Below are 12911 nucleotides of genomic sequence, written 5' to 3'. Positions count from 1 at the left end.
GTACTGGAGGCCCGAACCCACGTCTGTTGCAAAAGACGGGGATGAGCTGTGATTAGGAGTGAAAAGCTAATCGAACCCGGAGATAGCTGGTTCTCCTCGAAAGCTATTTAGGTAGCGCCTCATATGTATCCTCTCGGGGGTAGAGCACTGTTATGGCTAGGGGGTCATCGCGACTTACCAAACCATTGCAAACTCCGAATACCGAGACGGGCTGTATGGGAGACACACGGCGGGTGCTAACGTCCGTCGTGAAAAGGGAAACAACCCAGACCCACAGCTAAGGTCCCAAATTCACTGCTAAGTGGAAAACGATGTGGAAAGGCATAGACAGCCAGGAGGTTGGCTTAGAAGCAGCCACCCTTTAAAGAAAGCGTAATAGCTCACTGGTCGAGTCGGTCTGCGCGGAAGATTTAACGGGGCTAAGCAGTGAACCGAAGCTTGGGGTGCATAAAACTTGTTTTATGCGCGGTAGAGGAGCGTTCCGTAAGCCTGCGAAGGTGGATTGAGAAGTCTGCTGGAGGTATCGGAAGTGCGAATGCTGACATGAGTAACGATAATGCGGGTGAAAAGCCCGCACGCCGAAAGCCCAAGGTTTCCTTGCGCAACGTTAATCGACGCAGGGTTAGTCGGTCCCTAAGGCGAGGGCGAAAGCCGTAGTCGATGGGAAGCAGGTTAATATTCCTGCACCTCGCGTGAGTGCGATGGAGGGACGGAGAAGGTTAGGTGTACCGGGCGTTGGTTGTCCCGGGGAAAGGCGGTAGGTTTGAATCTTTGGCAAATCCGGGATTCTTTAAGACCGAGCACCGAGACGAGCCTTTATGGCGAAGTCACTGATACCACGCTTCCAGGAAAAGCTCCTAAGCTTCAGCTCACGAAGACCGTACCGTAAACCGACACAGGTGGGTAGGATGAGAATTCTCAGGCGCTTGAGAGAACTCGGGTGAAGGAACTAGGCAACATGGCACCGTAACTTCGGGAGAAGGTGCACCCTTTTTGGTGGCTCATGCGAGCTATAGCTGAAGAGGGTCGCAGAAACCAGGCCGCTGCGACTGTTTATCAAAAACACAGCACTCTGCAAACACGAAAGTGGACGTATAGGGTGTGACGCCTGCCCGGTGCTGGAAGGTTAATTGATGGGGTCAGCCGCAAGGCGAAGCTCTTGATCGAAGCCCCAGTAAACGGCGGCCGTAACTATAACGGTCCTAAGGTAGCGAAATTCCTTGTCGGGTAAGTTCCGACCTGCACGAATGGCGTAACGACAGCGGCGCTGTCTCCACCCGAGACTCAGTGAAATTGAAATCGCTGTGAAGATGCAGCGTTCCCGTGGCAAGACGGAAAGACCCCGTGAACCTTTACTATAGCTTTACACTGAACGTTGAGTTCGTCTGTGTAGGATAGGTGGGAGGCTATGAAACTGTGGCGCTAGCTGCAGTGGAGCCATCCTTGAAATACCACCCTGTCGTGCTTGACGTTCTAACCTAGGTCCGTTATCCGGATCAGGGACCGTGTATGGTGGGTAGTTTGACTGGGGCGGTCTCCTCCTAAAGAGTAACGGAGGAGCACGAAGGTACGCTCAGCGCGGTCGGACATCGCGCACTGTGTGCAAAGGCATAAGCGTGCTTGACTGCAAGATCGACGGATCAAGCAGGTACGAAAGTAGGTCTTAGTGATCCGGTGGTTCTGTATGGAAGGGCCATCGCTCAACGGATAAAAGGTACTCCGGGGATAACAGGCTGATACCGCCCAAGAGTTCATATCGACGGCGGTGTTTGGCACCTCGATGTCGGCTCATCACATCCTGGGGCTGTAGTCGGTCCCAAGGGTATGGCTGTTCGCCATTTAAAGTGGTACGCGAGCTGGGTTCAGAACGTCGTGAGACAGTTCGGTCCCTATCTGCCATGGGCGTTGGAAGTTTGAGAGGGGCTGCTCCTAGTACGAGAGGACCGGAGTGGACGAACCTCTGGTGTTCCGGTTGTCACGCCAGTGGCATTGCCGGGTAGCTATGTTCGGAAGCGATAACCGCTGAAAGCATCTAAGCGGGAAGCGCGCCTCAAGATGAGACTTCCCGGGGCACAAGCCCCCTGAAGGAACCATGTAGACTACGTGGTTGATAGGTCAGGTGTGTAAGTACAGCAATGTATTGAGCTAACTGATACTAATGATCCGTGCGGCTTGACCATATAACCTCAAGTTGCCTTGGTCCCAACGAACGTTGGTAGATCATCAAATGCAAGCTACGTCACAAGTTAACTATGCGAGACTGGGCGCCGTACGCGCTTCCCTTCGCAAGAGCCTGCACATCCATGTGCAGACTTTTGAAGAGAAGCAAACACTGGCGACGCTCCAACCGTCTCCCTGGTGAAATTAGCGCTGTGGAACCACCCGATCCCATCCCGAACTCGGAAGTGAAACGCAGCTGCGCCGATGGTAGTGTGGCTCAAGCCATGCGAGAGTAGGTCATCGCCAGGGGCTTTACCCGAAACCCTCAGTCCATCAGGACTGAGGGTTTCTTTTTGCCCCGATGTTTGGGCTAGGGCTTCGGTTTACAGCGCACATTGGGCATCGATGGAGGTCGTGAGCGGAGAATCTCAGCGCTGAATGGCTTGCAGTTGGTGCCAGCACACGGGTCTGATCACTGTTACCTTCTCTGGCAAGGAGTGGGCGGCAGCCGAGTTATTCCTTTTCCCTTGCTGGCTGCATTTCGGCGCAAGTAGCTACCGTTGCGACACAAGCGATGCACTCGATGCATCACCCAATGCGGTCCGCTCCGTATACCGCCGTGTCGTATGGCGACCCAGCGCCACGTATCGGCAGGAGTGTGCATGGATCTGCCCTTGTTCGACGGCGGGAGTGGGTTTTGGTCAGTCACTCTGAGTCCACACCGCTACGCGCACACAAAAAACCCCGCCTGGTGCGGGGTTTTTTGTGTGCGGTTTTTTTGATCAATCGCCCAGGGTCAGTAACGATGCATTGCCACCTGCTGCGGTGGTATTCACGGTGACGACCTTTTCGGTTGCAAAGCGCAGCAGGTAATGCGGGCCGCCGGCCTTGGGGCCGGTACCGGACAAGCCTTGGCCACCGAACGGCTGGACGCCGACGACGGCGCCGATCTGGTTGCGGTTGACATAGACGTTGCCGACTGCAACCCGCGAGGTGATGCGCTCGATGGTCTCATCAATGCGCGAATGCACGCCCAGGGTCAGGCCGTAGCCTGTCGCGTTGATCTGATCGATGACAGCATCGAGTTGGCCGGCCTTCCATCGGATGACATGCAAGACCGGCCCGAAAATCTCGCGCTGCAGCTGGGCCAGCGAGCCCAGCTCGTAGGCGCGCGGGGCGAAGAAGCTGCCGTGGGCGGTAGCGTCATCCAGCTTGGTACTTCCGATCAGGCGCGCCTCACGGTCCATGCGTGCCGCGTGATCGTCGAGGATCTTGAGCGCATCGGCGTCGATCACCGGTCCAACGTCGGTTGAGAGCAGGCCGGGGTCGCCGATCTTCAGCTCGCCCATGGCACCGGCCAGCATGGTCATGACCTTGTCAGCGATGTCGTCCTGGACGAACAGGACGCGTGCGGCCGAGCAACGCTGTCCGGCTGAGATGAACGCGCTGGAAATGGCGTCTTTCACGACGGCTTCGGGCAGCGAGGAGGAATCGGCAATAAAGGCGTTCTGCCCGCCGGTCTCGGCAATCAACACGCCGATAGCCGCATCGCGCGCGGCCAGGGTGCGATTGATGATGCGCGCGGTCTCGGTGGAGCCGGTGAATGCCACGCCAGCTACCCGGGGGTCGTTGGTCAAGGCTGCACCGACGGTGGCGCCATCTCCAGGCAGGAACTGCACTGCGGCTTCCGGGACGCCAGCGTCGTGCAGCAACTTGACTGCCGCATAGCCGATGAGATTGGTCTGTTCGGCGGGCTTGGCGATCACGCTGTTGCCGGCCGCCAAGGCGGCGGCCACCTGACCAAGGAAGATCGCGAGCGGGAAATTCCAGGGACTGATGCAGACGAAGACGCCACGGCCATGCAATTGCAGCTCGTTGGATTCGCCGGTCGGTCCGGGCAGGCGTTCGGGCGCGCCGAATTGCGCGCGCGCCTGGCCGGCGTAGTAACGCAAGAAGTCGACCGCCTCGCGCACTTCGGCCACGGCATCAGGGAGGGTCTTGCCCGCTTCCTTGACGCAGATGGCCATGAACTCGGGCATGCGCGCTTCCAGCAGGTCGGCGGCGTGCTCCAGGATGGTGGCGCGGCTGGCCGCGGGCGTGCGGTTCCACCCAGGTTGTGCAGCCGCGGCCGCAGCGAGTGCCTTCTGGACCGTGGCCGCATCGGCTGGCTGCCAGTGACCCACCGTCTCGCGGCGATCTGCAGGATTGAGCACGGCTTCGCGCGGCGTGCTGATTACCGCACCTGGAACCAGCGGTGCGGCTGTCCATGGCTTGATTGCGGCGTTGAGTTGCTCGGCCAGCTGCCGCAGATCGTTGTCGTTGGCGAGGTTGGCGCCCATGGAGTTTTTCCTGTTCTGGTTCTGGCTGCGCAACAGATCGGTCGGCAGCGGGATCTTTGGATGCGGGATGGATGCGAACGACGCGACAGCCTCGACCGGATCGCGGATCAGGTCTTCGATGGCAACGTCCTCATCGGTAATACGATTGACGAAGCTGGAGTTCGCGCCGTTCTCGAGCAGGCGACGGACCAGGTAAGGCAGCAGATCCTCGTGCGAGCCGACCGGCGCGTACACACGGCACGGCAGCCCCAGGCGATCGGCCGGGATCACTTCGGCATACAGGTCATCGCCCATGCCGTGCAGCTTCTGGTGCTCGTAGGTCTTGCCGGCGGAAATGGCGCGCACGGCGGCAATCGTCTGCGCGTTGTGCGTGGCGAACATCGGGTACAGCGCGTCGCTGTGCGCAAACATGCGACGTGCGCAGGCCAGGTAGGACACGTCGGTGTTCTGCTTGCGGGTAAACACCGGGTAGCCAGAATGGCCTTCGATCTGGGCGCGCTTGATCTCCGCATCCCAGTACGCGCCCTTGACCAGCCGTACCGGGATGCGGCGGCCAACGCGACGCGCCAGGTCGGCCAGGAAATCGATCGTGTACGGCGTGCGTTTCTGATACGCCTGCACCGCCAGGCCATACCCTTCCCAACCCTCCAGCGACGGGTCGGAGAAGGTGGCTTCGATGATGTCCAGCGACAGCTCCAGACGGTCGGCCTCTTCGGCGTCGACGGTGTAGCCGATACCGTAGGACTTGGCCAGCTGCGCGAGTTCCAGCACGCCGGGCACCAGTTCGGCCATGACGCGCGCGCGCTTGGCGTGTTCGTAGCGCGGGTAGAGCGCGGAAAGCTTGATCGAGATGCTGGGTGCAGCGAACACATCGGTGCCGACAAAGCTGCCGCTGCGGCCGATCGCATGGATGGCATCGCGATATGCCTGCAGATAGCGCTGTGCATCCTTCATGGTGAGCGCGCCTTCGCCGAGCATGTCGAACGAATAGCGGTAGTCGGCGTTGTCGCCCTTGCGCGAACGCGACAGCGCCTCGCCGATGGTGCGGCCCATGACGAACTGGTGGCCCATGATCTTCATTGCCTGACGCACTGCCAGGCGGATCACCGGCTCGCCGACGCGGCCGATCAAGCGCTTGAAGGCGCCGGGCACATCGGCGCGGGTGAGGTCGTTGAGCTGCACCAGCCTGCCGGTCAGCATCAGTCCCCAGGTCGAAGCATTGACCAGCACCGAATCGCTGCCGCCCATGTGCTTTTTCCAGTCCGCATCGCCGAGCTTGTCGCGGATCAGCTTGTCTGCGGTCTCCTGGTCCGGAATGCGCAGCAGCGCTTCGGCGACGCACATGAGCAGCACGCCTTCCTCGCTGCCGAGATCGTACTGCCGCATGAAGGCTTCGATCGCGCCCTGGTCCTGCGCACGTGCACGCACGCGGGTGACCAGATCGGCGGCCAGCGCCTGCACCTTGGCCTGCTCGGCGGCGGGCAGGCGCGCCTGGTCGAGCAGTTCGCGGACGTGTTCGGCCTCGTCCTTGAGCCAGGCAGCGGTGATGGCGGCGCGCAAGGCGCCGGATGCGGCCGGCAATTCGGGGGCGAGCAGCGGATGTGGAACGGCGGCGGAGGCAAGCGGGTCGAGCTGAGCGTTCATGCGAAAGATGCCTGGAGATCCATGCCCATTCTAGAGAGCGAGGGTGCGTGCGCACTTGTGTGGAAGCGGCAGCTTTCCCGCCGTTTTGTGCAGGTCGCCACTGGCTGTGACCGCAGGCCCCGTCGTTGGGTTGTGCCGTCGTGGGTTTTCGGAAGTGATTGATTTACGCGTCTTTTTAGCTGCACTGCAGCAAATTCTTGATCGCCGGAAATACTTGCCGCATGCGTTCGCGCGGGTCTACCATCGGGCTGTTCCCGCAGTCCGCTGCGTGTTGCCATGATCGAAGTACTGCCGTTGATGTCCGAAGGGGTCGGGACGCAATTGCGGTTGCGGCCTCCGCGGGCGCTGTCGGCCAGGCAATTCGTGATGTTGTTTGCGGTGCTGGCAGGAACGATGTGGTTGTTTGCGGGCCTGGGGTGGTGGACCGGCAATGCATTCGCGCCGGTATTCGCCCTGTTGCACAGTGGTGTGGTGGCGCTGGCGCTACGTCAGTTGTGGCGAAGTGGCGAGCGCGAAGAAGCGATCCGGGTGGGGGAGACCGCCGTTGAGGTGTTTTCGTCCGGACAGGCGCCACCAGCGTTTCAGGCACATCCGCACTGGGTGCGGCTATGCATGGAGCGCGACGACAGGGTGCTGCTGGTGAGCAGCGGCAGGCAGATCGAGATCGGAAGTTTTCTCGGGCCGGCCGAACGTGTGGAACTGGCAGATACGCTGAAACGCTTGCTCGCGGCCGCCAATGGCCGTCACCGATGACGTAAGGGTCTAGGCAATGACGCAACGCAGCAGCTGGAAGTCGACGTATTCACGCTTTGGCCTGGCGATGGCGGCGCTGTCGTGCGCACCCGCCGTGTGGGCGCAGTCGGCCGATCCAAAGGAGTGGCAGCTCAATATGGGGCGCGGCGTCACCCAGACTGCGCGCATGGCCTACGAGGCGCACATGGTGGCGCTGTGGGTGTGCGTGGTGATCGGCGCGCTGGTGTTCGCGGCGATGGGCTATGCGATGTTCAAGTTCCGCAAGTCCAAGGGGGCCGTCGCTGCGCAGTTCAGTCACAACACGCAGGCCGAAGTATTGTGGACCGTAATTCCGGTGCTGGTGCTGATTGCGATGGCGTGGCCGGCGACCGCCAAGTTGATCGCGATGTACGACACCCGCGAATCGGAAATGACCGTCAAGGTGACCGGTTACCAGTGGATGTGGAAGTACGAATATCTGGGCCAGGGGGTGGAATTCACCAGCCGCCTGGCGCGTGAGTCGGACCGCATCCGCCAGAGCGGCGAGCGGCCCACAGTCGCTTCGCAGCCGCACTACCTGCTGGATGTCGACAATCGGCTGGTGCTGCCGGTCAGCACCAAGATCCGCTTTGTCATCACCGCCGACGACGTGATTCATGCCTGGTGGGTGCCGGCGCTTGGCTGGAAGCAGGATGCGATCCCGGGCATCGTCAACGAGGCTTGGACCAATATCGAGCAACCGGGCGTGTATCGCGGCCAGTGCGCCGAATTGTGCGGCAAGGATCATGGCTTCATGCCCATCGTGGTCGAGGCGTTGCCCAAGGCCGAATTCCAGCGTTGGCTGGCGGCGCGCCGCGCTGCCGGTACCGCACCCGCGGCAGCGCCCGTGCCCGCGGGCGCCCCGACACCCGCTGCACCAGCGGCCGCACCTGCTGGTGAAGCCGCGCCTGCCGCGGCGCCGGCAGCGCAACCTACCGCACCGACCGCCGCTCTCTAACACCGCTCGCAACCGCACCGCTTCGTAGAGGTCGTTCCGTCATGGCGCATACCGCAGTCGATCACCACGGACACCACCAGCCCGGCTTCGTCGAGCGCTGGTTCTTTTCGACCAATCACAAGGACATCGGCACGCTGTACCTGCTGTTCTCCTTCGTGATGTTCATCATCGGCGCGGCGATGAGCGTGGTGATCCGCGCCGAACTGATGCAGCCCGGCTTGCAGTTCGTCAAGCCGGAATTCTTCAACCAGATGACCACCGTGCATGCGTTGGTGATGATCTTCGGCGGCGTGATGCCGGCGTTCGTCGGTCTGGCCAACTGGATGATCCCGCTGCAGATCGGCGCGCCGGACATGGCGCTGCCGCGCATGAACAACTGGTCGTTCTGGCTGCTGCCCGTCGCCTTTACCCTGCTGTTGCTGACGCTGTTTTTGCCGGGTGGTGCGCCAGCCGGTGGCTGGACCTTGTATCCGCCGCTGTCGCTGCAGGGCGGCTACAACGTGGCCTTCAGCGTGTTTGCGATCCACGTGGCCGGCGTCAGTTCGATCATGGGCGCGATCAACATCATCGCCACCGTGCTCAACATGCGTGCGCCGGGTATCGATCTGCTGAAGATGCCGATCTTCTGCTGGGCCTGGCTGATCACCGCCTTCCTGCTGATTGCGGTGATGCCTGTACTCGCCGGTGCTGTGACCATGTTGCTGACCGACAAGTTCTTCGGCACCAGTTTCTTCAACGCGGCCGGCGGCGGCGACCCGGTGATGTACCAGCACATCTTCTGGTTCTTCGGGCACCCGGAGGTCTACATCATGATCCTGCCGGCGTTCGGCGTGGTCAGCGAAATCATCCCCACCTTCAGCCGCAAGCCGCTGTTCGGGTACCAGGCCATGGTGTATGCGATTGCGGCGATCGCGTTCCTGAGCTTCATCGTGTGGGCGCACCACATGTTCACGGTGGGCATGCCGCTGGGCGGCGAGATCTATTTCATGTTCGCCACCATGCTGATCTCCATTCCGACCGGAGTGAAGGTGTTCAACTGGGTCAGCACGATGTGGAAGGGCTCGCTGACGTTCGAATCGCCGATGCTGTGGGCGGTGGCGTTCGTGATCCTCTTCAGTATCGGTGGGTTCTCCGGTTTGATGCTGGCAATCGTGCCGGCTGACTTCCAGTATCACGACACCTATTTCGTGGTCGCGCATTTCCACTACGTGCTGGTGACCGGCGCGGTGTTCGCGTTGATCGCGGCGGTGTACTACTGGTGGCCGAAATGGACCGGCCGGATGTACAACGAGACCTGGGCCAAGGTGCATTTCTGGTGGACGATGATTTTCGTCAACCTGCTGTTCTTCCCGCAGCACTTCCTGGGCCTGGCCGGCATGCCGCGGCGTATTCCCGATTACAACGTGGTGTTTGCCGACTGGAACCTGGTCAGCTCGATCGGTGCGTTCGGCATGTTCGCCACCCCGTTCCTGATGGCGGCGATCTTATTCGCTTCGTTGCGCAGTGGTACCCGCGCCGATGCGCGTGCGTGGGAAGGTGCCAAGGGGCTGGAATGGACGGTGCCATCGCCGGCGCCGGCGCATACCTTCACCGTGCCGCCGGTGATCAAGCCTGGAGATCTTGCGCATGAAGACATCGGCCACTGAGTCTGCATCGGAGCCGGCGGTGACGCGCCTGCTGTCGGCTGCCGAATGGCAGGCGCAGCAACGCCGTGCCGTGCGCCGCACTGCCATCACGGTGGGGATCATCGCGTTGCTGATCTATGCGGGCTTCATCGCGTCGGGAGTCATCGGGCGATGAATGCGCGCGCGCCAGCACCTGTGCCAACAGCGGGCTTGTTCAAGCTGCTGGGCGTGGTGTTGGGCGTGTTCGTGCTGACCTTTTCGTTGGTGCCGCTGTACCGCATCGCCTGCGAGAAGGTGTTCGGGATTCGCATGGAGCGTGCGCCGGGCAGTACACGCGCGAGTGCTGCTGGCGCAGGTGGTGCAGTCGCGGTGCCGGGCAGGCGCACGGTGCGCGTGGAGTTCGATGCGGGGGTCAACTCGAAGTTGCCGTGGACCTTCCATCCCGAGCAGATGACGATGGATGTGGTGCCCGGCGAACTCAACGAGGCGTTGTATTTCGCGCGCAATGACAGCAAGCGGGCGGTGGTCGGCAGCGCGGTGCCATCGGTGGCGCCTGCGCGTGCGTCCGGGTATTTCAACAAAACCGAATGTTTCTGCTTTACCGCGCAAACCCTGCAGGCCGGTGAAACGCGCGACATGCCGCTGCGGTTCATCGTCGACCCTGCGTTGCCGCCGGAAGTCACCACGATCACCTTGTCGTACACGTTCTACCGCAACGACGCGCTGACTTCGCAATTGCCGGGCGGCGGTGCATCCGGCGCGCCGCGCGCGGCGCCGTAACCTTCATCCACCGCTCCACGACACGGAAGCAACGCCATGGCCGATCACAGTCCCAACGCCGATGCGTATTTCGTCCCGACGCAAAGCAAATGGCCCTTTGTCGGCTCGATTGCGATGTTCGTGATGATGATTGGCGTGGCCAGCTGGCTCAACGATGCGGCCTGGGGGCGCTGGACCTTTTTCGCCGGCATGGCGATGTTGCTGGCAACCTTGTTCATGTGGTTTGGCGATGTCATTCGCGAGTCCAACGCCGGCAATTACAACCGCCAGGTGGACGGCTCGTTCCGCATGGGGATGGTGTGGTTCATTTTTTCCGAGGTGATGTTCTTTGGCGCCTTCTTCGGCGCCTTGTTCTACACACGCGTGCTGACGCTGCCCTGGTTGGGTGGCGAAGGCGATGGCGTGATGACCAATGAGCTGTTGTGGAACGGCTACTCCGCTGCGTGGCCGACCAATGGCCCGGGTACGATCGGCGGGCAATTCCAGACCATTCCCGCCTGGGGCCTGCCGCTGATCAATACACTGATCCTGCTGAGCTCCGGCGTGACCTTGACCATCGCCCATCACGCACTCAAGGGTGGGCGGCGTGGGGCGCTGTTGCTGTGGCTGGGCCTGACCGTGCTGCTGGGCTGCGTGTTCCTGTTCCTGCAGGCCGAGGAATACATCCACGCTTATACCGAACTCAATCTCACGCTGGGATCGGGCATCTACGGCTCGACCTTCTTCATGCTCACCGGCTTCCACGGCATGCACGTGCTGCTCGGCACGATCATGCTGGCGGTGATGTGGCTACGCGCTGCCAAGGGACACTTCAGCCGCGACAACCATTTCGCATTCGAAGCGGCTGCCTGGTACTGGCACTTCGTCGACGTGGTGTGGCTGGCGCTGTTCCTGTTCGTGTATGTACTTTGAGAGTCGGGAATCGGGAATCGGGAATCGGGAATCGCAATAGCAATAGCAATAGCAATAGCAAGCCCGCTTTTGCTTTTACGATTCACTACTCCCGATTCCCCATTCCCGGCCGCGCTAGCGGCCTAGTCCATGCGGCTTGATCCAGCCGGTGTAGATGCCGATGATCACGATGGCGATCAACGCGACCGATAAGCCGATGCGCCAGGTGAGTGCGTTGACGGTGCGCTTGGTCTGGCCGCGGTCGGTCAACAGGTAGTAGAGACCGGCACCCAGGTTCCACAGGATCACGATCAGGAAGGCGACAATCAGCAGCGTCTTGAGCGAATCGTTCACAGCAGCCCCGGGAGTCGTCGGCGTGGTGTGGGCATTGCACGCCTTTTTGCGCCGCTTGTCATGACGCGCAAGCACACCGCCGCGATCGGGTGGGTGCTGGCGCTGCTGCTGAGTGCCGGATTCGCAGCGCTCGGGCAGTGGCAGCTGCACCGCATGCACGGCAAGGAAGCACTGCTGGAACGTGCCGCGCATGTACGCGAAAGGCCGCTGACCCTGCGCCAGGCCGTGCAGGCTCAGCCCGGGTTGTGCTGGGTAAGCGGTCGGGTGCGGTTTTTGCCGGCGCAGGTGTTGCTGGACAACCAGTTACATGCGGGGCGTGCCGGCCTGCGCGTCTATCAGCTGGCCGCCGTAGAGGGCACCGCCAGCACGCTGTTGGTCGATCTGGGCTGGCTGCCGCTGCCGGCCGATCGGCAGTTGCCGCCCATCGCGGCATATGAGGGGGTGCAGGCAGTGCAGGGTCTGTTGAGCGCGCCGCCATCGGCGGGCCTGGCCATCGGTCCTGCACTGGCGCCCACCGCGACAGCGCACACCTGGCTGGCCACGCGCCTGGATACGCAGACGCTGCGCGATGCGTTGGGCAGGCGCGACATTTCGTCGCAGGTCCTGCGCCTGGATCCGGCGTTGCCGGTGGGCTACGTGCGCGATCTGGATGTGCTGCCAAACACGCTGCCACCCGCGCGGCACTTGGGTTACGCGGTGCAATGGTTCGGGTTGGCAGCTGCCGTGCTGGCCACGGCCACGCTGCTGACATGGCGTGCGCGACGCCGCCGTCTGCGCGGGCACTGACGCCTGCGGCATGAGAAAATCGCCGCCATGACCTCTTCCACATCGGCCACGCCGCACTCGGTCAAACGCGGCCGCAGGATGCTGATTGCGCTGGCAGTGCTGTTCTTCGGCTCGATGTTGCTGGCCGGCGTGCTGCGCTTCTCCGGTTGGCAGCCAGCGGCGATGCGCAACAACGGCGAACTGCTGCATCCGCCTGCCGACCTGCGGGCGATGACGCCGTTGCGCGCGGACGGGCGGCCGTACCTGTGGGCGCCGGGCGAGCGCATCTGGCGGATTGCGCTTGCGCCGCCGGCAGATTGTGCGCAGCGCTGCGTGGCGCTGGCCGCCGAGCTGGACAAGGTGTGGCAATTGCTCGGGCATCGCGCCGACAAGGTGGAGGTGCTGTGGATCGGCGCGCCACCGGCTGGCCTGCCGCCGATGCCCGCCCTGCGTGTACTGCGCGACGACGCGCACTTGCGGCAAGCGCTGCCGCGCGCCAACGATGCCGCCGGCGTGCCGGTGTATGTGATCGACCCCAATGGCTTCGTGATCCTGCGCTACGCCCCCGGGTTCGCCCCGGCGGGCTTGCGCGCGGATCTGGTCAAGCTGCTGAAACTGATGTGA

10 protein-coding genes and 2 rRNA genes (1 of these 12 running past the window's edge) are annotated in these 12911 nt (G+C 62.0%); 10 read left to right on the top strand and 2 right to left on the bottom strand.

Annotation, left to right across the window (positions count from 1 at the left end):
* Both RZV17_RS18240 and rrf read left to right on the top strand, forming a co-directional pair.
* A 23S ribosomal RNA gene (locus tag RZV17_RS18240) occupies positions 1-2180 on the top strand; it begins 701 nt to the left of the window's first position.
* Positions 2181-2354: 174 nt separating this feature from the next.
* Positions 2355-2469, top strand: a 5S ribosomal RNA gene (rrf, locus tag RZV17_RS18235).
* Between the two features lie 473 nt (positions 2470-2942).
* Here the strand turns inward: rrf and putA are convergent.
* Positions 2943-6143, bottom strand: coding sequence for a bifunctional proline dehydrogenase/L-glutamate gamma-semialdehyde dehydrogenase PutA (putA, locus tag RZV17_RS18230; protein WP_355605499.1), 3201 nt, complete (start codon positions 6141-6143; stop codon positions 2943-2945).
* A gap of 276 nt (positions 6144-6419) precedes the next feature.
* On the opposite strand from putA, the gene RZV17_RS18225 reads away from it, so the two are divergent.
* Genes RZV17_RS18225 through RZV17_RS18200 form a run of 6 tightly spaced genes read left to right on the top strand, consistent with a single transcriptional unit; the run spans position 6420 to position 11189 of the window.
* Entirely contained in the window at positions 6420-6896 is a 477-nt protein-coding gene (locus tag RZV17_RS18225) for a DUF2244 domain-containing protein (protein WP_166744093.1), read from the top strand.
* Between the two features lie 16 nt (positions 6897-6912).
* Positions 6913-7872 carry a cytochrome c oxidase subunit II gene (gene coxB / locus RZV17_RS18220; RefSeq protein WP_166749460.1) on the top strand — a complete coding sequence of 320 codons (960 nt, stop codon included), beginning with the start codon at positions 6913-6915 and terminating at the stop codon, positions 7870-7872.
* Positions 7873-7913: 41 nt separating this feature from the next.
* Positions 7914-9518 carry a cytochrome c oxidase subunit I gene (ctaD, locus tag RZV17_RS18215; RefSeq protein ID WP_166744094.1) on the top strand — a complete coding sequence of 535 codons (1605 nt, stop codon included), beginning with the start codon at positions 7914-7916 and terminating at the stop codon, positions 9516-9518.
* Positions 9499-9672 (top strand): hypothetical protein, encoded by a 174-nt coding sequence (locus RZV17_RS18210; RefSeq protein ID WP_355605493.1) that lies wholly within the window; start codon positions 9499-9501, stop codon positions 9670-9672. The genes ctaD and RZV17_RS18210 overlap by 20 nt, the downstream gene beginning before the upstream one ends.
* Entirely contained in the window at positions 9669-10277 is a 609-nt protein-coding gene (locus tag RZV17_RS18205; protein ID WP_047694553.1) for a cytochrome c oxidase assembly protein, read from the top strand. The genes RZV17_RS18210 and RZV17_RS18205 overlap by 4 nt, the downstream gene beginning before the upstream one ends.
* Before the next feature lie 36 nt (positions 10278-10313).
* Positions 10314-11189, top strand: coding sequence for a cytochrome c oxidase subunit 3 (locus RZV17_RS18200; protein ID WP_039408675.1), 876 nt, complete (start codon positions 10314-10316; stop codon positions 11187-11189).
* Positions 11190-11303: 114 nt separating this feature from the next.
* Here the strand turns inward: RZV17_RS18200 and RZV17_RS18195 are convergent, their stop codons facing one another.
* Positions 11304-11522 (bottom strand): twin transmembrane helix small protein, encoded by a 219-nt coding sequence (locus RZV17_RS18195; protein ID WP_123137688.1) that lies wholly within the window; start codon positions 11520-11522, stop codon positions 11304-11306.
* Positions 11523-11582: 60 nt separating this feature from the next.
* Here RZV17_RS18195 and RZV17_RS18190 point away from each other — a divergent pair, with 60 nt between their 5' ends.
* Positions 11583-12308: an SURF1 family protein gene (locus RZV17_RS18190; protein WP_123137689.1), complete on the top strand. Its 726-nt coding sequence runs from the start codon at positions 11583-11585 to the stop codon at positions 12306-12308.
* A 27-nt stretch (positions 12309-12335) separates the two neighbouring features.
* A complete protein-coding gene (locus tag RZV17_RS18185; RefSeq protein ID WP_123137690.1) occupies positions 12336-12911 on the top strand; it encodes a hypothetical protein in 576 nt (191 codons plus the stop codon).

The sequence above is a fragment of the Xanthomonas cannabis genome, assembly GCF_040616535.1.
Lineage (GTDB): Bacteria > Pseudomonadota > Gammaproteobacteria > Xanthomonadales > Xanthomonadaceae > Xanthomonas > Xanthomonas cannabis.
The sequence above is the reverse complement of the archived record's forward strand: the minus strand, read 5'-3'. Positions and strand labels throughout refer to the sequence as shown.

Bases quoted from the DNA above. Each gene is read 5' to 3' on its own strand.
- putA (WP_355605499.1), bottom strand. From the start codon at position 6,143: ATGAACGCTCAGCTCGACCCGCTTGCCTCCGCCGCCGTTCCACATCCG.
- RZV17_RS18225 (WP_166744093.1), top strand. From the start codon at position 6,420: ATGATCGAAGTACTGCCGTTGATGTCCGAAGGGGTCGGGACGCAATTG.
- coxB (WP_166749460.1), top strand. From the start codon at position 6,913: ATGACGCAACGCAGCAGCTGGAAGTCGACGTATTCACGCTTTGGCCTG.
- ctaD (WP_166744094.1), top strand. From the start codon at position 7,914: ATGGCGCATACCGCAGTCGATCACCACGGACACCACCAGCCCGGCTTC.
- RZV17_RS18210 (WP_355605493.1), top strand. From the start codon at position 9,499: ATGAAGACATCGGCCACTGAGTCTGCATCGGAGCCGGCGGTGACGCGC.
- RZV17_RS18205 (WP_047694553.1), top strand. From the start codon at position 9,669: ATGAATGCGCGCGCGCCAGCACCTGTGCCAACAGCGGGCTTGTTCAAG.
- RZV17_RS18200 (WP_039408675.1), top strand. From the start codon at position 10,314: ATGGCCGATCACAGTCCCAACGCCGATGCGTATTTCGTCCCGACGCAA.
- RZV17_RS18190 (WP_123137689.1), top strand. From the start codon at position 11,583: ATGACGCGCAAGCACACCGCCGCGATCGGGTGGGTGCTGGCGCTGCTG.
- RZV17_RS18185 (WP_123137690.1), top strand. From the start codon at position 12,336: ATGACCTCTTCCACATCGGCCACGCCGCACTCGGTCAAACGCGGCCGC.